20 protein-coding genes and 2 pseudogenes are annotated in these 18,779 nt (G+C 60.6%); 10 read left to right on the forward strand and 12 right to left on the reverse strand.

What is annotated here, in order from left to right:
* Nucleotides 1-21: 21 nt before the first annotated feature.
* Both M5C71_RS16950 and M5C71_RS16955 read right to left on the reverse strand, forming a co-directional pair.
* The gene (locus M5C71_RS16950) at nt 22-195 is read right to left on the reverse strand and encodes a hypothetical protein (protein ID WP_248768331.1); all 174 of its coding nucleotides are present in this window, start codon (nt 193-195) and stop codon (nt 22-24) included.
* 313 nt (nt 196-508) lie between these two features.
* On the reverse strand, nt 509-784 hold the full coding sequence (locus M5C71_RS16955) for a hypothetical protein (RefSeq protein WP_248768332.1): 276 nt from the start codon (nt 782-784) through the stop codon (nt 509-511).
* Nucleotides 785-1,111: 327 nt separating this feature from the next.
* On the opposite strand from M5C71_RS16955, the gene M5C71_RS16960 reads away from it, so the two are divergent.
* Nucleotides 1,112-2,425, forward strand: coding sequence for an MFS transporter (locus tag M5C71_RS16960; RefSeq protein WP_248768333.1), 1,314 nt, complete (start codon nt 1,112-1,114; stop codon nt 2,423-2,425).
* Between the two features lie 30 nt (nt 2,426-2,455).
* On the opposite strand, the gene M5C71_RS16965 is transcribed toward M5C71_RS16960, so the two are convergent.
* From M5C71_RS16965 to M5C71_RS16975, 3 genes are read right to left on the reverse strand one after another with little or no spacing between them, the layout of a single operon-like run.
* On the reverse strand, nt 2,456-3,484 hold the full coding sequence (locus M5C71_RS16965; RefSeq protein ID WP_248768334.1) for an SIS domain-containing protein: 1,029 nt from the start codon (nt 3,482-3,484) through the stop codon (nt 2,456-2,458).
* Nucleotides 3,485-3,506: 22 nt separating this feature from the next.
* Nucleotides 3,507-4,508 (reverse strand): ROK family protein, encoded by a 1,002-nt coding sequence (locus M5C71_RS16970; RefSeq protein WP_248768335.1) that lies wholly within the window; start codon nt 4,506-4,508, stop codon nt 3,507-3,509.
* A complete protein-coding gene (locus tag M5C71_RS16975; protein WP_103497548.1) occupies nt 4,489-5,925 on the reverse strand; it encodes an APC family permease in 1,437 nt (478 codons plus the stop codon). The genes M5C71_RS16970 and M5C71_RS16975 overlap by 20 nt, the downstream gene beginning before the upstream one ends.
* A gap of 205 nt (nt 5,926-6,130) precedes the next feature.
* Between M5C71_RS16975 and M5C71_RS16980 the strand changes: the two genes are divergently transcribed.
* Nucleotides 6,131-7,333: an ROK family transcriptional regulator gene (locus tag M5C71_RS16980; RefSeq protein ID WP_103497547.1), complete on the forward strand. Its 1,203-nt coding sequence runs from the start codon at nt 6,131-6,133 to the stop codon at nt 7,331-7,333.
* A gap of 50 nt (nt 7,334-7,383) precedes the next feature.
* Here M5C71_RS16980 and M5C71_RS16985 read toward each other — a convergent pair whose 3' ends face one another.
* Nucleotides 7,384-7,608: a DUF6555 family protein gene (locus M5C71_RS16985; protein WP_103497546.1), complete on the reverse strand. Its 225-nt coding sequence runs from the start codon at nt 7,606-7,608 to the stop codon at nt 7,384-7,386.
* Nucleotides 7,609-7,797: 189 nt separating this feature from the next.
* Between M5C71_RS16985 and M5C71_RS33690 the strand changes: the two genes are divergently transcribed.
* The gene (locus M5C71_RS33690; RefSeq protein ID WP_103497545.1) at nt 7,798-9,114 is read left to right on the forward strand and encodes a PAS domain-containing methyl-accepting chemotaxis protein; all 1,317 of its coding nucleotides are present in this window, start codon (nt 7,798-7,800) and stop codon (nt 9,112-9,114) included.
* Here M5C71_RS33690 and M5C71_RS17000 read toward each other — a convergent pair.
* On the reverse strand, nt 9,107-9,586 hold the full coding sequence (locus tag M5C71_RS17000) for a RidA family protein (protein WP_248768336.1): 480 nt from the start codon (nt 9,584-9,586) through the stop codon (nt 9,107-9,109). The two genes, M5C71_RS33690 and M5C71_RS17000, sit on opposite strands and share 8 nt — an antisense overlap.
* Before the next feature lie 135 nt (nt 9,587-9,721).
* Here M5C71_RS17000 and M5C71_RS17005 point away from each other — a divergent pair, with 135 nt between their 5' ends.
* The 4 genes from M5C71_RS17005 to ddlA all read left to right on the forward strand — a co-directional run bounded on the left by M5C71_RS17005 (nt 9,722) and on the right by ddlA (nt 14,286).
* Nucleotides 9,722-11,353, forward strand: coding sequence for a sensor domain-containing diguanylate cyclase (locus M5C71_RS17005; protein WP_248768337.1), 1,632 nt, complete (start codon nt 9,722-9,724; stop codon nt 11,351-11,353).
* Between the two features lie 74 nt (nt 11,354-11,427).
* Nucleotides 11,428-12,297, forward strand: a complete 870-nt coding sequence (locus tag M5C71_RS17010) for a Dyp-type peroxidase (RefSeq protein WP_248768338.1) — start codon at nt 11,428-11,430, stop codon at nt 12,295-12,297.
* Nucleotides 12,298-12,589: 292 nt separating this feature from the next.
* Nucleotides 12,590-13,045 (forward strand): hypothetical protein, encoded by a 456-nt coding sequence (locus M5C71_RS17015; RefSeq protein ID WP_103497541.1) that lies wholly within the window; start codon nt 12,590-12,592, stop codon nt 13,043-13,045.
* A gap of 146 nt (nt 13,046-13,191) precedes the next feature.
* Entirely contained in the window at nt 13,192-14,286 is a 1,095-nt protein-coding gene (gene ddlA / locus M5C71_RS17020) for a D-alanine--D-alanine ligase (RefSeq protein WP_248768339.1), read from the forward strand.
* Nucleotides 14,287-14,310: 24 nt separating this feature from the next.
* Here ddlA and M5C71_RS17025 read toward each other — a convergent pair whose 3' ends face one another.
* The 3 genes from M5C71_RS17025 to M5C71_RS17035 all read right to left on the reverse strand — a co-directional run bounded on the left by M5C71_RS17025 (nt 14,311) and on the right by M5C71_RS17035 (nt 16,872).
* A complete protein-coding gene (locus M5C71_RS17025; RefSeq protein WP_103497539.1) occupies nt 14,311-15,267 on the reverse strand; it encodes a cation diffusion facilitator family transporter in 957 nt (318 codons plus the stop codon).
* 357 nt (nt 15,268-15,624) lie between these two features.
* Nucleotides 15,625-16,296, reverse strand: a complete 672-nt coding sequence (locus tag M5C71_RS17030) for an ATPase (protein ID WP_103497538.1) — start codon at nt 16,294-16,296, stop codon at nt 15,625-15,627.
* 183 nt (nt 16,297-16,479) lie between these two features.
* Nucleotides 16,480-16,872 (reverse strand): tautomerase family protein, encoded by a 393-nt coding sequence (locus M5C71_RS17035; protein ID WP_248768340.1) that lies wholly within the window; start codon nt 16,870-16,872, stop codon nt 16,480-16,482.
* 199 nt (nt 16,873-17,071) lie between these two features.
* Here M5C71_RS17035 and M5C71_RS17040 point away from each other — a divergent pair, with 199 nt between their 5' ends.
* Nucleotides 17,072-17,503: a nuclear transport factor 2 family protein gene (locus tag M5C71_RS17040; protein ID WP_103497536.1), complete on the forward strand. Its 432-nt coding sequence runs from the start codon at nt 17,072-17,074 to the stop codon at nt 17,501-17,503.
* Between the two features lie 373 nt (nt 17,504-17,876).
* On the forward strand, nt 17,877-18,185 hold the full coding sequence (locus tag M5C71_RS17045; protein ID WP_248768341.1) for a hypothetical protein: 309 nt from the start codon (nt 17,877-17,879) through the stop codon (nt 18,183-18,185).
* A gap of 32 nt (nt 18,186-18,217) precedes the next feature.
* On the opposite strand, the gene M5C71_RS17050 is transcribed toward M5C71_RS17045, so the two are convergent.
* The gene (locus M5C71_RS17050) at nt 18,218-18,433 is read right to left on the reverse strand and encodes a hypothetical protein (protein ID WP_248768342.1); all 216 of its coding nucleotides are present in this window, start codon (nt 18,431-18,433) and stop codon (nt 18,218-18,220) included.
* 38 nt (nt 18,434-18,471) lie between these two features.
* Nucleotides 18,472-18,609 (reverse strand): annotated as a pseudogene (locus tag M5C71_RS33750) (LysR family transcriptional regulator); the annotation flags it as partial.
* Here M5C71_RS33750 and M5C71_RS17055 point away from each other — a divergent pair.
* Nucleotides 18,609-18,743, forward strand: a pseudogene (locus M5C71_RS17055) (diaminopimelate decarboxylase); the annotation flags it as partial. The pseudogenes M5C71_RS33750 and M5C71_RS17055 sit on opposite strands and share 1 nt — an antisense overlap.
* Nucleotides 18,744-18,779: the final 36 nt, after the last annotated feature.

The raw sequence follows: 18,779 nt of genomic DNA on the forward strand, positions 1-18,779 counted from the left end.
CAAGGCGGTCAGCGTGGGGAATCACGCATGCTGATTTTCCAGTGCGTTTTCAAGCTTGCGCAGCCGTGGCAATACATGGCGACAGAACCCGCGCATCTCTTCACGGGTCTGCCAGCCAGAGAAGATGAACTCGCTGATGCCGACTTTTTTGTACTCCAGCAAGTATTCGGCGACTTCCTGATAGCTGCCCACCATGCATAGCGCCGATCATCCGCGGCGGGTCGGGCATGTGATAACTGATGCTCATTAGCAAGGAGTCGATCCCGAGTTCATCCGCTTCCTGGGCAAAGTCGACGATGCTGGTGAAATCAAGCGCGTTGGTGTTGTGCTGCTTGGTCGCTTTTTGCTGGCCGTTGTCGAGCGGCGAGCACCAATGGATACACAATGCAGGCAAGGCGTTTCTCCTGAAAGGCACTTGCCCGCGCCAGTTGGAACGGGCAGTTTCGTGGTGGGATCTTCATGTTCGACTGCATCGCGTATCACGGCGATTGCAGTGATTAGGACGGGTTCATTGATCCTGCTCCTTCACCAGGGTGAGCCATGAAACATCAACACCACGAACCATCAAGGTGTTGCGGGTAATTCGCCCCTCGGTGCGGTAGTTCATGCCACGCAGTTCATTACCGAATTCGTGGTGTAATTGATGAGCACTGTTCTGTTCGATAACGATTTTGTTATCGAGAAGCCCCAGATATTTGATCTCGATACCGCACTTGCGCAGATCACGGGTCAAGCTGTTGAAGTTTGAAATCTTCGACAGGAATTCTTGCGCGAAAATGCTCATGCTCGAACTCACCTCCTGCACCAGAAGGGGCCTCAAGTTTCGGGTGAGAAAAAATGCCATGATGGTGCTCGGTTTGTTCCATGTTGTGTTCTGTCTCATGGGTAGGAGCAAGCCCGATTATTGGTTAAAGTCGCGAAAATTCAATGTACAGGTTCGGGCTGAAAACCAACCCAGATGCATTGTCAGCTTGTCCCTTTCGGTGATTCGATGGACCATTGCTAGCGCTATGTAATCGTGCGATTGGGATCGAGATGCCCCTTTAGGGGCTGTGTAGGGCCGTACGGTTTCAGTCGCGAGTTTTCCAGAAAGTCTGTTCAGGGTCCCTTCATGAAGGCCAATCACTATTCTCGCGCCGGGCGTTTCTCTCAGGCTGACTACAAGACCCTGGGCCTGGCGGCGTTGGGCGGTGCGCTGGAAATCTACGATTTCATTATTTTCATGTTCTTCGCGCTGACCCTCAGCGAGTTGTTCTTCCCCCCGCAAATGCCCGAATGGTTGCGCTTGCTGCAAAGCTTCGGAATTTTCGTCACCGGTTATCTGGCTCGCCCGCTGGGCGGCATCCTGATGGCGCACTTCGCCGACCGCCTGGGGCGCAAGCGGGTCTTCAGCCTGAGCATCCTGATGATGGCCCTGCCGTGCCTGCTGATCGGGATCATGCCGACCTATGCCCAGATCGGTTACTGGGCGCCACTGCTGCTGTTATTGCTGCGGGTGTTGCAAGGCGCGGCGGTGGGCGGCGAGGTGCCGAGTGCCTGGGTCTTTGTTGCCGAGCACGCGCCAGCCGGGCACCGCGGTTATGCCCTGGGGGTTTTGCAGGCCGGGTTGACCTTCGGTTATCTGCTGGGCGCCTTGACCGCGACCGCCCTGGCGCGGATCTACAGCCCCGGCGAAATCCTCGATTTCGCCTGGCGCTTTCCGTTCCTGCTGGGTGGGGTGTTCGGCGTGATTGGTGTCTGGCTGCGTCGCTGGCTCAGCGAAACCCCGGTGTTCATGGCCTTGCAGGCGCGTCGTGAAGAAGGCGAGGAGGTGCCGTTGCAGGCGGTCCTGCGCACTCACCGTCGGGCGATCCTGCCGGCGATGCTGCTGACCTGTGTCCTGACCTCGGCGGTGGTGGTGCTGGTGGTGGTCACGCCGACCGTGATGCAGAAGGTCTTCGGCATGAGCGCCAGCCATACATTCGCCCTCAGCAGCCTGGGGATCGTGTTCCTGAACATTGGCTGTGTCCTGGCCGGCCGGCTGGTGGACCGGATCGGTGCCTGGCGCGCGGTGCTGTTCTACAGCGCCTTGCTGCCGTTGGGCATCGCGCTGCTCTATAGCTGCCTGATCCATGGCGCTGAATGGGTTGGCCTGGCCTATGCCCTGGCGGGCCTGGCCTGTGGTGTTGTAGGGGCGGTGCCTTCAGTGATGGTGGGATTGTTCCCGGCGCGCATCCGGGTCTCCGGTATTTCCTTTACCTACAATATCGCCTACGCACTCTGGGCCAGCACCACGCCGCTGTTGCTGATCGGCCTGATGCCCTGGAGTCCTTGGGTCTGCGTCGGTTATTGCGCGGTGATGGGCGGCGTCGGTGTGCTGATCGCGTTGTACTTCGGGCCGCGTGCCTCTGCGACGGCCGAGGCTTCGAGCGTTCGCGGCTGTTGAGCCGCGTCCGTCCCTGGCGGCTTTGCGCAGTCAGCGCGTCTCGGTCACCTTCTTGAGGAAGCGTGGCTGATCGGGATTGCGGCCACGCAACTCGGCCAGTCTGGCGGCCATCAGGTAAAACCCCTGGATCATGGTGAATGGCTCCAGCAACGGGTGGGCCGTCGGCACGCTGACCAGGTTGGCGCCGGGCGTTCCTCGTGGCGCCACCAGCAAGACCCGGGCGCCGCGCTGGCGCATGTCCTCGGCGAACGCCAGGGTGCCGGCCTGCTCGGGCCCGGACGGGGCGAAGAGCAGGACCGGATAACCGGCCTCGATGATTTCCATCGGTCCGTGGCGGACCTCGGCACTGGAAAAGGCTTCGGCCTGGATCCCCGAGGTTTCCTTGAGTTTCAGCGCCGCTTCCTGGGCGATGGGCAGCGCCGGGCCGCGTCCGATCACCACCATCTTGTCGACCGGGCGCAAAACCTCAAGGGCCAGCGACCAGTCCTCGTCGACCGCCCGCGCCAGGACGGCGGGCAAGCCTTGCAGGGCGACACCGAGGCCATTGTCCTGCCCCAGCCTGGCGCTCAGCGCCGCCACGGTCTGCACCCCGGCCATCAACATGGCGACATAGCTTTTGGTTGCGGCCACGCTCTGTTCCAGCCCGGCCGGGAGCAGTACCTCGGCATCGCTGGCGGCGGCCAATGGCGACTCGGCGGTGTTGACGAACGCGGCCACGCGGGCCCCCAGTTGTTTCAGGTAGTTCACGCTGGCGATCAGGTCCGGGCTCTTGCCCGATTGCGACAGGGCGGCTACCCAGCAGTGTTTCAGGCGCAGCGGCGGCTGTTGCAGGCTTACCAGTGACAGCGGAATCGACAGCCAGGGAATCCCCACCTGGCTCATCATGGCATAGCCGAAGTAAGCGGCCGCGTGATCGGAGCTGCCACGGGCGACGCTGATGATCAGCTCCGGCGGCGCGGCGGCCAGTTGCTCGCCGAGGGCGACGATGGCGCGGTCATCGTCGAGCATGCGTTGCACGACGGCGGGTATCGACAGGGTTTCCTGGAGCATCAGTGACATAACGTAAATACCTGGATGTCCGTCAGCCCCGTGGGCCGTCGGGTACGCAAAGAAGATCGCCGGGAATGAAGCTCAGGCCGGCGGCGTCCATGGCCATGCTCAAGGCGCCCCACAGCGGCGCGTCATGGGTAAAGTGGGCGGCGACAATCTCCGGAGGGAAGGGCACCACCTGGCCGATCAGTTGTTTCAGTGCCGGTGCCAGGGTCGAGGCCTGGTGAAACAGCCCGCCGCCGATGGCGATGCGCTCGACGTCGAGGGCCACGGCAAGATTGCTGACCTGCACCGCCATGCCGGCGATACGCCGTTCCAGCACCTGGCGAACCGTCAGGTCGCGGCTGGCAAACAGGTCCAGGGCGCGGTGGCCCGGCCCGAGCATTTCCGTGGCCAGGCGGGTCAGCGCGGCGCCCGAGAAAAACTCTTCCAGTGGCGCGGCACCTTGTGCGTGGGTCCGCCACAGCTCGGGGTACATCGGGTCGAGAAAGGGCTCCAGCATGTAGCCGATTTCCATGGCCGCGCCGTTCTGCCCGCGAATCAAACGGCCATTGGCGATGGCCGCCGCCGCCAGGCCGGTGCCCAGGTTGAGGTAGATGGCGTTGTCGATGCCCGCCAGCGCTCCCCAGCGGGCCTCGGCCAGCGCGCCGGCCTTGACGTCGTTGTCGAGCATCACGGCTTGGGTGTCCAGGCCTTCGCCCAGCAACGACGGCAGGTCGAGTTCTTCGAACCCCGGCGTGTTCGGTGCCATCAACAGGTTGCGACCACGCACGACCCCGGGGAACACCGCGGCCACGCTGGCCACCCGTGAGGTACCAAAATCGCCGACACAGGCGCGTGCCGCCGCGAGGATGCGCTCGAAGGCCGGTACGCCACGGGCGCCGTCGGCATGGGTGGTCAGCCTGCGGGTGCTCAGGTGCTGGCTGACCGGGTCGTAGCAGGCGATCTGGGTCTTGGTGCCGCCGACGTCGATCGCCAGCAGCACACCTTGGGTGGACGCCGTGGCGTCCGGGTTATTCAACGGCTCGTGCATCGTGGGTATCGCTTGTCTTGTTGAAGGGCCAGAGTTGTTGCACCCGCGCCCAGAACAGGTAGGCCACGCAACCGGCCGCGACCCACACCAGCGACCACTGGATCGGGTAGGCGCCAGGAGCGTTGTGGTTGGACGCCAGGTAAATGTAGACCCAGCCGAGCAGGGCGATCACTGCTGGCACCGGGTACAGCCACATGGTGTAGGGACGGCTCAGGTGCGGCTTGGTCTTGCGCAGCACGAACAGCGAAATGATCTGCGCCACCGACTGCACCAGGATCATCACCGTGGTCAGCAACTGGATCAGGGTGGTGAGGTCGGTCAGGCGCCCGATCATGAAGCCGACGGAGGTCAGCACGCCCATGCTCAGGATGCCGTAGACCGGGAAGTCGTGCTTGGGGTGGGTGACGCTGAAGGCGTTGAAGAACACCTTGTCCTTCGCCGCCTCGAACGGCACCCGCGAACCACCCAGCAGGCCGGCGAACACCGAGGCCACGGCGGTGATCAGGATCAGCACGGTGACCACGGCCGCGGCGGTATCGCCCCAGGTTTCACTGAGCAGCACCGAGGCTACGGAGTTGTAGGCCGCCGACTTCTGGTCGAGCATGCGGTGCCAGTCCACCACCCCGAGCACGCCGACCTGCATCAACAGGTAGATCACCAGCATGCCGAGCACCGACCAGACGATCGACTTGGGGATCACCCGGCCCGGTTGTTCGACTTCCCCGGCCAGGTAGGCCGAGGTGTTGTAGCCCAGGTAGTCGTAGATGCCGATGGTCAGGCCACCGGCCATGCCGAGCCAGAAACTGCTGTCGCCGAGGTTGAAGGCGCCCTCGGGAAAGCTGAAAGCCAGTTCCGGATGGAAGTGCGAAAAGGCCGCGGCGATCAGCGCCGCGATACTCGCCAGCATGATCACCCAGAGCACGATGCTCAGGCGGGCGATGGATTCGATCTTGCGCCAGAGCAGCACGATGATCAGCCAGATCAGCACCAGGCCGATGAGGTTGCCGGTGGTCTGGCTCATGTCCGGCCAGAACCAGGTCAGGTACTGCACGAAGCCGATGATCCCGGTGGACATGATCAGCGGGATAAACAGCATTGCGGTCCACACGAACAGGAACGGCAACAGCTTGCCGGTGCGTTTGCCGAAGGCTTCGCGCAGGTAGACGTAGGTACCACCGGCGCCGGGCAGCGAAGCGCCGAGCTCGGCCCAGACCAGGCCGTCGCACAGGGCCAGCAGCGCGCCGAGGATCCAGCCCAGGTAAGCCTGCGGGCCGCCCATGATGACGATCATGGTGGGAATGGTGATGAACGGGCCGACGCCGCACATCTGGCTCATGTTGATGGCCGTGGCGGGAAACAGACCGATCTTGCGTTTGCTGCCGGACGAGCTCTGCCCGGGGGGATTGGAGATGCTCATGCTGTGACGTCCTCTTGCGCGAGTAACCGAAGGTGGCGGCAGGTAGCGAAGGTGCTGCGTGCCGGCGACGCCTTGCAGCGACTCGGTATCGTTATTGTTATGGGTTGCGGGCGCCTGGGACAGCGGCGACCTGACGAATAGAAAAGCACGTCACGAGTATTAATTCAACTTGATTTAATTAATTGGCAGCGCCGATCATTCGCCGATGAAAAGTCTCCAGAACACCCGCACGGTGACCACCGGCACCAACGCTGAACACGCTCGCCTGCACAACCGCCGGGTGATCCTCGAAGCCATTCGCCTGGGCGGACGCCTGACCCGTGCCGACCTGACGCGACTGACCTCGCTGACGGCGCAGACGGTGTCGAATATCGTCGCCGAGTTGCAAGAGGAGGGGATGCTGCTGGTGCACGCGGCCGAGAAAATCGGTCGTGGCCAGCCGCCGGTGCCGTTGTCGATCAATCCGGAGGGTGGCTTTTCCCTCGGCTTTCACGTGGCGCAGCACTCGATCATCGGCGTGATGCTCGACCTGTTGGGCAACACCCGCGCCCAAGTCACCCTGACGGTGAACTACCCCAGCTTCGAAGAGGCTTTGCCGCTGATTCTCGAGACGGTAACGGCGTTTCGCGGGCAACTGCCCCACGGACGCTTCCTCGGCGTCGGCGTGGCTCTGCCGGGACCGTTCAGTGTCGAGGGCATGACCGCGGTGGGGCCGACCGCGATGTCCGGTTGGGACGAGCCTGATATTGCCCTGCGCCTGCAACAGGCCGTCGGCCTGCCGGTGCTGCTGGAAAACGATGCCACGGCGGCGACCATGGGCGAGCGCCTGCACGGCATTGCCAGCGACCTGCAGCACTTCGTCCACCTGTTTATCGGCAGTGGCCTGGGGGCCGGCTTGTACCTGGGTAACCGCTTGTATTCCGGGCACTGGCACAACGCCGGGGAAATCGGCCACATGACTGTGGTGCCCGGCGGCAAGGTCTGTCATTGCGGCAACCACGGTTGCCTGGAGCGCTACATCTCCATCGCCGCCTTGCTCGAGCACCTGGGCCAGCGTGCCGACCAGGACATCAGCACCTGGGACATGAGCGAGCCGCGCTTTGCCGCTGGTGTCCAGGCCTGGCTCGACGAGGCGGTGCCGGCCTTGCGCCAGGCGATCAATATCCTCGAGTCTCTACTCGATCCGCAGACCATCCTGATCAGTGGTTTCCTGCCGCCCGCGATCATGAATCGGCTGGTGGAGGGGCTGGAACCGTTGAGCCGTTCCATCAGCAGTCGTCGCGACCGCGAGTACCCACGTCTGCAACTCGGCACCGCCGGGCACGACGCGGTGGCGCTGGGGGCGGCGGCCTTGATGATCCTGGCGGAAATCAGTCCGGACTATGAGGCATTGCTCAAGCCGGAATAAGGGCGCGGCCAGGGGCAACAAACGGCCCCCGGCCACGCAGCGGGAATGTTTCAGGCCTGGCGCCAGCTCACCGCGTCGATGCCGAATTTCTCGGCCATGGGTTTGCTGGTTTTCTTCACCCGTTCGCGACCGAACTTGCCGATGCGGCCCACGCCGGCATCACAACTGGCCCAGTGCCAGGCCTCGGCATTGTCCATGTGCTCCAAGCGAATCACGAAAGACTTGGGCGTGCCATTAAGGGTGTAGTCGATAACGAAAAGCTTTGCCGTGCTCATAAACCTGGGAATCCTCCTGGGGATACGTCCTTGTCGTTCTAAAGTGATCCCGGGGGGCGGAAAAAATTCAGTCGAATTGTTCGCTGGCCGCTCGCTGGAAATAACCCGGAATCCGCCTTCAGAAAAAACTGCCCTAGCCGATGCCAATGACTGATTACCCGCGCTTTCATTTGCCCATCGGTGCCACCCATGTTTAACAAAGGCTTGAAGCAGGAGCTCTCGGCTCTTCGCGAAGAACTCTCCAGCGTCCAGCAAGTCAAGGATAGCCTGGAGCAGGAAATGCTCGTGCTGACCCTGGACCCCGACGGTCGCATCGAATCGGCCAACCAGAATTTCATCCAGGAAATGCTCTACCCGAGCACGTCGCTGGTGGGGCGTAGCCTGGATGAGTTCGTGCCGGACTATCTCAAGCATTCTGACTTTCAGCAGCGTTTCAAGAATGCCTTGACCCGGGGCGAGCATTTCAGCGGTGCGGTGCGCTTGCTGCGCGGTAATGGCCAGGAAGCCTGGCTGCGTTCGATCCTGCAGCCGATTCGTGATTCCCTGGGACGTATCCGCCATTTTTCGATTTATTCCAACGATCTGACCCGCACCATCGAATCGTCCCGCGAGCACGAAAATCTGATCGGTGCGCTGTTGCGTTCCACCGCGGTGATCGAGTTCAACCTGGCCGGTGAAGTGCTCACCGCCAACGACCGCTTCCTCAATGCCATGGGTTACAGCCTGCCGCAGATCCAGGGCAAGCATCACCGTGTCTTCTGCGAGCCGGCTGAATCCAGCAGCGCCGAATACCAGGCGTTCTGGAAGCGCCTGAATGCCGGTGAGTTCGTCGCCGGTCGCTTCAAGCGGGTCGACAGCCATGGTCGCGAGGTCTGGCTGGAGGCGTCCTATAACCCGGTCCTCGATGCCAACGAAAAGCTCTACAAAGTGGTCAAGTTCGCCACCGTGATCACCGCCCAGGTGAATCAGGAGAAGGCGGTGGCCGAGGCGGCGAACATTGCCTACAGCACTTCGTTGCAGACCGACAGCACCGCCCAGCGCGGGACCACCGTGGTGACCCAGGCGGTGGAAGTGATGCGTGACCTGGCCGCGCACATGCAAACCGCCAGCGACGGCATCGAAGCCTTGAATGCGCAGTCCCAGGTGATCGGCACCATCGTCAAGACCATCAGCGGCATTGCCGAGCAGACCAACCTGCTGGCGCTCAACGCGGCCATCGAGGCGGCGCGCGCGGGTGAGCAGGGTCGTGGGTTTGCGGTGGTGGCCGACGAAGTGCGGCAGTTGGCCTCGCGTACCAGCCAGGCTACGGACGAGATCGTCGGTGTGGTCCGGCAGAACCAGGACATGGCGCGGGACGCGGTGTCGCTGATGAACAGCGGCAAGACCCAGGCCGAGGAAGGTCTTGCGCTGGCGGCAGAGGCGGGCACGGTGATCGTCGAGATCCAGGACGGCGCGCAGAAGGTGGTCAATGCGGTCGGGCAGTTCGCCAACCAGTTGTCTAGTTGAGCGCCACTACCATATCCACCTCGACCGAGGCGTTTTTCGGCAGTTGGTACACCCCGACCGAGGTACGTGTATGCACTCCGGCCTCGCCGAATACCGAATACAGTACCTCGGACGCCCCGTCGGCGACTTCACTCTGTTGAGTGAAGTCCGCCGCGCTCTGCACGTACACATTGATGCGCAGGACTTTCCTGATCCGTCCGAGGTCGCCGTCGAGCAGCTGGCGCAAAATCGCCAGGGCCCGCATGGTGCTGATCTGCGCCCCGTGCCGCGCCCGCTCCAGTGTGGTTTCGGCGCCCACTCGGCCCGTCACCATCACGGTACTATCGACGCGCGGAATCTGCCCGCTGACATAGACTTCAAGATCGTTCCGCACCGCCGGTACGTAGTTGCCGCCGATCTTCATTTCACCGTCGAAGCTGTAGCCGAGTTCCCGGGCGATGGCATCAAATGAGGCGTTTCTGGTGTCTGACATGGTCCAGCTCCTGATAAGTGATGTTCAGTGCATATGGGCTAAGCGCGATTCTGCCTACGCAAGGCTTTGCTATGGCGTGCGTGCAGCGTTGGGGAAAATAGCGAAAAGTGTAATGTCGTCGGTTACACTTCGATAATGTCAAAAAAACATCATGCCGTTTTGACCTTCGCCCGAATCTACAACAGCGTGTTGACCCGATTGCTGGTGTTGGCGCTGTGCATTGTCGTGTCTGGCGCTATCGTGCGCTATTACGTATTGACCCACTTCCTGCGCGAGGACCTGAGCGCCGTCGTGGAGGGCCAGCAACTGGCGTTGGCGACTTATGTCGCGCACGATGTCGACAGCAAGATTGTTCGGCGCAGGCTCTTGATCGAGCGCCTTGCAGCCAGCGTGCCCCTCGACTTGTTGGCGCAGCCTGAACAACTGCGCGGCTGGCTGAAGGACCGATCTCCCTACCAGGCCCTGATCTCGACCGATCTCTTTATCGTCGACGCCCGTGGCAAGCGGGTAGCGGGCGACCCCAATCAAGAGGCTTCTCCCGATAGCGATTATGCGGATCGTGATTATGTTCAGGCCGGGTTGGCCGGTAAGCCCTTTATCGGCCGGCCGATCGAGGGCCGGTCGAAGGCGGAACCGATGCTGCCGATCTCCGCGCCGATCAGGAATGCGGCGGGTGAGGTGCAGGGCGCCATCGTTGGCATGATGTCGCTCGCCGCCCCCGGGTTTCTTGATTCCTTGCTGCAGAGCCGCGGGGGAACGACAACGGGCGAGTTCCAGCTGGTTTTTCCGGAAAGTCGCCTGCAGATCGAATCTTCCACGCAGGGGATCGGTTTCAAGCCGGTATCGCGGCCGGGCCTCGATGCCCTGATGGACCAGGCCATGGCGGGTTTTCGCGGTACCGGGATCACGCTCAACGCCGAGGGCAAGGAAGAACTCCGCGCCATGGTCTCCGTACCCAGCACGGGTTGGTTCATTGTGGCCAGCCTGCCTGGCCACGAGGCCTTTTCAACCGTTGAGCGAACCCAGCGTTTCCTGATCAGGGGGGCCATCGCCTCGATTTTTCTGTTCGGCATTATCTGTTCCATCGTGCTGTATTTTTTCTTTCGTCCGTTGTTCCATGCCGCTGCCCAGGCGGACTGCATGACCCGAGACGAACTGCCCCATGCGCCCCTGCCGGTGGTGCGTAACGATGAAGTCGGTCACTTGATCTCGGCGTTCAATCGCCTGTTGCTCAAGCTCAACGAGAAGCAGGCGGAGCTCGAAAAGATCGCCCATCACGACACCCTGACGGGCTTGCCCAACCGCCATCACCTCTCTGGCCGCTTGCGTCAGGTGTTGGCCCAGGCCCAGCGCAAAGGCACGCAGGTCGGCTTGTTGTTCATGGACCTTGATGGCTTCAAACGAATCAATGACACCCTCGGGCACGAGGCCGGTGACGAGGTCTTGCGTCAGGTGGCGAAGCGCTTTGGCGCGGTGGTACGGCAGAACGATACCCTGGCGCGTATTGGTGGTGATGAGTTCGTGATCCTGTTGAGCGATCTCGGGACCGATGCCGAAGACACCGTGAGTACCGTGGCCACCAAATGCATCGCGGCGCTGAGTGCGCCCTTTCTGATTGCCGGCACGGTTTGCCAGGTGGGGGTCTCGATCGGTATCGCCCTGGGCAACGGCGAGAGTTCCGCCGATGCGTTGCTGCTGGCCGCTGATCGGGTCATGTACCAGGCCAAGAAAACCGGGCGCGGTCGTTATATGACACAGAAGCTCTGAGGGCGCCGTCGCTTCAGTCGCAAGCGTAGCGAGCGCAACAAAGGTAAACTCCGTGCTTTGCCAAAGGAGCTCCCATGAGTCACTACCAGCCCGGCATCCTTGCCAAGCCTGTGCCCTTGCAGGCACGCCACCTGTTTTTCGCCCTTGAATCCGCCGAAGCATTGCCGGCCGCACTCGACAATCTCACCCGGCTGGTGGACGTAAAGCATACCGTGGTCGGTTTTGGCGAGTCGTTGGTGCAGGCGCTGGGTGGTCATGTCCAAGGGTTGCGGGCCTTTCCCGTTATCACCGGCGTAGGGGTGGATAATCCGTCGACCCAGCATGCCCTGTGGTGCTGGTTACAGGGTGAAGATCGTGGCGATTTGCTGCTGCGCAGTCGTGCGCTGGAGCAGGCGCTGGCGCCGGCCCTGAAGTTGGTGCAGATGACCGAGGCCTTCCGCCACAAGAGCGGCCACGACCTGACCGGTTATGAAGACGGCACCGAGAACCCGGTGGACGAGGCCGCGGTGGCGGCGGGGATCGCCGCGGACGGTGGCAGCTTTGCCGCGATCCAGCAGTGGCAGCATGACCTGGATGGTTTCGCCGCGCTGCCCGCCCATGAGCAGGACAACATCATGGGGCGGCGCAAGAGCGACAATGAAGAGCTGGACGACGCACCGGAGTCCGCCCACGTCAAACGTACCGCCCAGGAGAGCTTTGCCCCGGAGGCCTTCGTGGTGCGTCGTTCGATGCCCTGGGCTAACGAGCAGGGTGCGGGCCTGATGTTCCTGGCGTTCGGCCATTCCTTAGAGGCGTTCGAGGCGCAACTGCGGCGCATGAGCGGCCTGGACGATGGCATCGTCGACGGCTTGTATCGCTTCAGCCGGCCGATTACCGGCGGCTATTACTGGTGCCCGCCGTTGCGCGAAGGGCGCCTGGACCTGAGTGTGCTGAACGCCGCTTGAGCCGCTGCCCTGCCTGACCCACGCCCGATGCCAGCCATCGGGCGTTTTCATAAGGACGACTGGAAACAGCTAGTCCTATCCGATCTCGACCCGGTTTGAAATTGATCTAAGTCGTTGGTCGGCGGGTACTAGACTTAAAGGCAGCATTCGCTGCGAAGTGAAACCAACCCCCGCTCATCCGCGCAGCTCGCTCGCCATCCAGGGATCCGCCGCTGCCTGTCGAATGAAATCAGGCGCTAGCCCCGCCTGAAGGATGAGACTCGGGCTCCATCGGAGCCAGGGAGTATTCGTCATGATCTCCATTCGTGCTCTTTTGCTCTGTACCTTGCCGGGCCTTGTGCTGTTGGGCGTGTCGCCGACGGTTCGGGCGGCAGGTGAGAGTGAACCGATCAATCAGGAGGCGGTGCAGTTATCGCCTCAAACCCAGAACGGCGTGTCTTACCTGGTGGGAGGCATCGGCCAGGATGAGAGCCAGGCATTACAGCAAACCCGTGGTTACAACCTGCACATTGTTGCGACTGTGGGCCCCAAGGGCGAGTATGTGCCCGATGCGGACATCACGATCAACAAGGCTGGCGGGGAGTCGGTACTGTCGCTGACCCAGGTCGGGCCGATGCTGTACGTGAAGTTGCCCGCAGGCAAGTACGAGGTTGTCAGCCATCGTAATGGTCGCGAGAACCGGCAGAGTGTTGTCCTGAATGGCGAGGCCAGCCAGACAGTGAATGTGAACTGGCGCGACGAACAATAAGTCTTGCAGGAGCCGGCAAGCCGGCTCCTGCAAGGGGCCGTGTTCAAGAAATTACCCATCAGGGGGGTGCCAAATCCCCGCCTTGCGAATAGTCTGCGCACAAAGGGAATCTCCCTGAAACACAGATTTGGACACGAGGTCGGAAGATGGGCAAGTTGCGAGTCGGGATTATTTTCGGTGGGCTGGGGGCGGAGCATGAGGTGTCGCTGCAATCGGCGCGTAATGTGGTCGATGCACTGGACCGCGAGCGTTTCGAGCCGATCCTGATCGGTATCGACAAGCAGGGCCACTGGCACCTCAACGACAGCTCCAACTACCTGATCAACGCCGAAAACCCGGCGCTTATCGCCTTGAACCAATCCAATCGCGAACTGGCCGTGGTGCCCGGCAAGTCCAGCCAGCAGTTGGTGGACACCAGCAGCCAGGCGCTGCTGGAGCAGGTCGATGTGATCTTCCCCATCGTCCACGGCACCCTCGGCGAAGACGGTTGCCTGCAAGGCTTGCTGCGCATGACCGACCTGCCCTTTGTCGGCTCCGACGTGCTCGGCTCGGCGGTGTGCATGGACAAGGACGTGAGCAAGCGCCTGTTGCGCGATGCCGGGCTGGCGGTGACCCCCTTTATCAGCGTGAACCGGGCCACCGCCGCGCGGCTTGGCTTCGAGGCCGCACAGGCGAAGCTGGGCCTGCCGCTGTTCATCAAACCGGCGAACCAGGGCTCGTCGGTGGGCGTGAGCAAGGTGGAGACCGCCGAGGAATATCAGGCCGCCTTGGCCCTGGCGCTGAGCTTTGACGAAAAGGTCTTGATCGAATCGGCGGTCAGCGGGCGGGAGATCGAATGCGCGATCCTCGGCAACGACCAACCGATTGCCAGCGGTTGCGGCGAGATCGTCGTGCGCAGCGGCTTCTACTCCTACGACAGTAAATACATTGATGAGCAGGCCGCCGAAGTGGTGGTGCCGGCGGCGATCAGCGAAGAGGACAGCGAGCGCATTCGCGCACAGGCCATCGAGGCGTTCCAGGTGCTGGGCTGCGCCGGGTTGGCGCGGGTCGATGTGTTTCTTACCACTGGCGGCGAAGTGCTGATCAACGAGGTCAACTCGTTGCCCGGCTTTACCCGCATCAGCATGTACCCCAAGCTCTGGCAGGCGGCAGGGATGAGCTATAGCGAGCTGGTGAGCCGCTTGATCGAACTGGCGCTGGAGCGGCATGCGGCGCGCAGGAGTCTGAAGAACAGCCGTTAAAAGGCCCGTGGAAGAGCCCTGGTTTCAGGCTCCGGATCTGGACGGGTCGAGATGGTCCAGGTCCGGCCGATGCCAGGGGTCAATGTGCGTCATCAGGTTCAGGACCCGATGGCGCAGCATGACATTTTCACGCGCGGCCACGGCAATCGCATGCCCTTCTTCAACGGAAATAGAAGCCTCGACTTCGATATGTGCATCGACCGCGAGCATGTCGCCCATCTTGCGTGTGCGTACATCGTGCACGCCCTTGATGCCGGGGGTTTCCAGGAGCGTAGTGCGGATGGACGCCACCTCTTCTTCATCGGCGGCGCTGTCCATCAGGTCGTTCAAGGCATTCCAGCCGAACGACCAGCCCATCCTGGCAATCATGCCGCCGACCACCAGTGCGGCAATCGGATCAAGAATCGGGTAGCCCGCCAGGTTGCCGACAATCCCGACACCGACCACCAGTGACGAGGCCGCATCCGAGCGTGCATGCCAGGCATTGGCAATCAACAGGCTCGACTTCACCTTCTTCGCCACGGCGAGCATGTAGCGAAACAGCAGTTCCTTGGTCACCAGCGCGGCGCCCGCCACCCATAGCGCGGTGATGTGTACTTTCTGGATGGATTCCGGGGTTTGCAGCTTGAGCACGGCCGAACCGATCATGCCGATGCCCACGGCCAGCAGCAGCAGGCCGAGGATCATCGAGGCGGCGGTTTCAAAGCGCAGGTGTCCATAGGGATGGCCTTCGTCGGCGTCCTGCTTGCTTTTATGGCCGGCGAACAACACCACAAAGTCGGCAATCAAATCCGACAGGGAATGAATACCGTCGGCGATCAGGCCTTGGGATTTCGACAGGATACCGACGATGATCTGAATGCAGGACAACGCCAGGTTGACCCCGACACTGACCCAGGTACAACGGGACGCCGCTGCCGCACGTTCGGCAGGACTGTAGCGTTCGTCCTCGTGTTCGTCGGAGAACTGTTCATCGTTCATTAGAAACTTCTTCCCTTATTTGCAAATGACTCTCAGCCCGCGGCGCACCAGGCTAGTCGACTAACCAGGTGTGGGTTCTGAGGTCATTGGCAATCATTGGCGTTCGCCTTGAAATAGACGAGTTCAAGGGATAAAGCATACTCAAAAGTTGAAGGGGATACACAGGCTATTTAAATAATCAGGGCGATTGAAAATTTGTTTCGTCTGCATATTGCTTATGTTCTTAAATGCGAATCTTAATGTTTAATCGTGTCGTGTTCGAAGGCACTTGTATTGACGCCAATAGTGGCGGGATATTGATTGCTGGCGAGTAGAAAAGAGCAGGGGAAGCGTGGCTTCCCCTGGCGATGTATGGAATCAGTTGGTGGCGACCCGATCGGTTTCACCGGTGGTCACCAAGGCTTTGAGCGAGGCATCGAATTGCTTCAGGGCGTTGACCTGCAAATCGCGTTGCTGGTTGATTTGCGCGGCAATCTCCGGCGCGGCCTTGCCATGGACCCAGACCGAAGGCAGTTCCTTGCCACCGAAGCCTTCGGCCTTGCCGATGTACTGCAGGTTCGAGTCGTAGAACGTGGCGACGAAACGCGCTTCGAACTGGCTGTTGCGTTTGGTCACCAGACGGCTGTAGGTGTCGAGCATCACCACCACGTCAGGACGGGCCTTTACCAGCGCGTCGAGGTTGTCGTAGACGGTCACCGAGCTGAACTGTTTCTGCAGCGAGCCCATGAGCCAGTCGATGGCCAGCTTCGGATCTGAGCTGTTGACGAAGGCGTCGCTGATACGCGGGTCCAGTGCCGCATTCTTCGCACCGCTCAGCGCAACGCTATGGTAGCGCTCAAGGTACTGGAGGGTGCTGACTGTGTTTTCACTGTAAAGCACCCCCACCGATTGGGCGTGCTTGAGGCTGGCGGCACTGTCGGCCACCGGCAGGAAATGGCAGGATTGATCGTCCGCCGCGTAGGCTGGGACGGTAGCGACGAAGCCGCCGGTCAATACGGCGACAAGAGCCAGCAAGGTAGAAATTCTCATCGCGCGTTTTCCTTCTGAAGTCGGTTCGGCATGACGCTATCCTCCTCCTTTGACAGAAAAACTGAACTTGCATTCCTTGATGGTTACTATCAACTGAACGAATGATAGGCGGCCTTGCCTTGTAGTGTAGCCGTCAATGGGGCGTCGTATTGAGCGCGCCACCCCAATATTTAAAATGTCATCTCATTCCGTTGGCGCGTATTGCATCTCGCCGTTGCCGAACGACCAGTCCTCGCGTTTTACATCGATCAGGTTGATCCACACGTCCTCTTTACGCAGCCCGGTCCGGGTATGAATCCCCTCGGCGATCGCCCTGTAGAACGCCTTCTTGACCGCAACCGTTCGTCCGGCATTCCAGGTGACCTGGATAAACACGATGTTCGGTGTATAGGTAATACCGAGGTAGCCGTCAGCGGGATAGACCAACTCATCCCTGGCATGGCGGTTGATGATCTGAAACTTGTCGTGTTCAGGCACATTGGCGGTATGGACCATGGCCTGGTAAACCACATCGCTGATGGTGGCAATGGTTTCAGGCGCGGTGTCGGCGGCCACATCGATTCTGACTAAAGGCATGGGTTAATCCTTTTGCGTAGGTTGGCGGTACGGCCAGGCGTTCAACGGCACGTGTCACGAAGCTAGGCCGGAGTGGTGGATTCATCAAGCACTTCGTCCGTCGGTCTGCCCGGCAAAAGCCCGTTGTGTTGTACGATGACTGACGATATCGTCGGTAGCGAAAACCGCCCACGTGCCCATAACAACAAGGAAATACCCCATGACAAGAATCAAGCTGCTTATTGGTTTCCTGTGCCTCTTCAGTGGCTACGTAGCCGCAGCCCCTTCGACGGGAGAGAAGGAGGTTGCCGCCGCAGTGGATCACCTGACCCAGGCCATGTTGACCAGGGATATCCCTGAGTTGAAAGCCCTGACCTCCGAGAACCTGACCTACGGGCATTCCAGTGGGAAGGTACAGGGCAAGAAGGACTTTATCGGCGATATCGAAACAGGGAAAAGCGCGTTCAAGACGCTGGAGATGCAGAACCAGACCATCACCCTGTCAGGTGACGTGGCGTTCGTCCGCCATCACTTTTCGGGACAGGCGATCAAGGGCAGCGAGTTGATTCCCACTGAGATCGAGAACTTCCAGGTCTGGCAGAAGCAGCATGGCAAATGGTTGCTGGTTGGCCGGCAGGCTTTCCATCTCTGATTTTTGCGCCGCACCAAGGGCTCAGGCCGATGTGGTTTGAGCCATGGTTACTACCTCACCGTTTATGATGGGTTTTTTCAGTGTCTGGGGGGCGTGAAGCAATATGTCGTAAGTTTTAAAGCGACTCAGGGGTTGAGCGACGGCTACATGGCTACATGGTGAGCCTGAGCAGGCCTCCTCAATTGATAGTCTGTTTATCCCATGGAGTTTGCGTTGAAAAGCAGTTAAGGTTTCGCGCCGATGATCGCCACTGATGGCTACACGCCATGCTGATGGTGTCGGCTCTGATAAATCAATGTCCATGGATCACACTTACCTAAGACGTAGCCAGAATATTCTGGCTGCCACTCAGGTGTCTAAAGGAATAGGCCCTATGCTCATCGGTGCACTTCTATCAATCGCTGTGACTGCCGCTACGTTGTGGTTGGCCGCGCACCTCATGAATATCTCCCTTGGTTTCGTTCAAGCCCTGATTGTCACGAGCCTGGGCGAAGGACTGAATCTATTGCTGCCAGAGGCTCGTCAGCAGACGAGTCTGCTCTGGATATTGCTCAGTGCGCTGGTTTACTTCATCAGTTTGAGAATTTTCACCGGGGAAGGTTATCTGACCCTGATCAAGTTGACCGTTGTCGCCTGGGTTGTGGGACTGGTTGCAGTGAAAGTGTCGGCAAAGCTGCTCTGAAGCTTCGCGAGTTTGCACCATGGGAGGCATTGTTATGGCAATGCAAACTGTTTCAGTGCCGCCATCATGGCGATAACCAGGGCCGCAAGTCCCACAGCAGTAGTCCATTGAGCTTGCGGTGTATCGGCGAACCATGAGCCCTTGGCTGGGTATTTACCTCGCGTCAGCAACTTCACGACGGGCCAGCCGACGGGAAAGCAGATGGCGCGAACAATCACTTCGGTCAGCATATCGTCGAGCAGGTTCATACGTCCTTGTACTTGGTAAGAGCATCAATGCCTGGAGTCTACAAGTTCACCCTTGAATGAGCACTGATCGCCGCCAATCGGGCTTCAATTGCCGCAGCCTCTTCCCGCAAGGCTTCCTCAAACAGGCTGACCAGCCTGGAAGCCGGGCGGTGCAAAGGTTTGATCAGGCTGACGGTACGGCGCCTCCATGTCTTCCAACTACAACAGCCGTACCCAGGCGGCGGAGGTGTTGGTGACGGGTAGCGAGCATCGTCTGATCAGGAAGCGCCAGACGCTGAGTGCGCTGTTGCTGCTTGAAGAAGACGACTGACAAGGCGGAGCGCGGGAGTTGGCCCCACTCGCCCGC

This window comes from Pseudomonas sp. MWU12-2345 (assembly GCF_023242385.1).
Lineage (GTDB): Bacteria > Pseudomonadota > Gammaproteobacteria > Pseudomonadales > Pseudomonadaceae > Aquipseudomonas > Aquipseudomonas gingeri_D.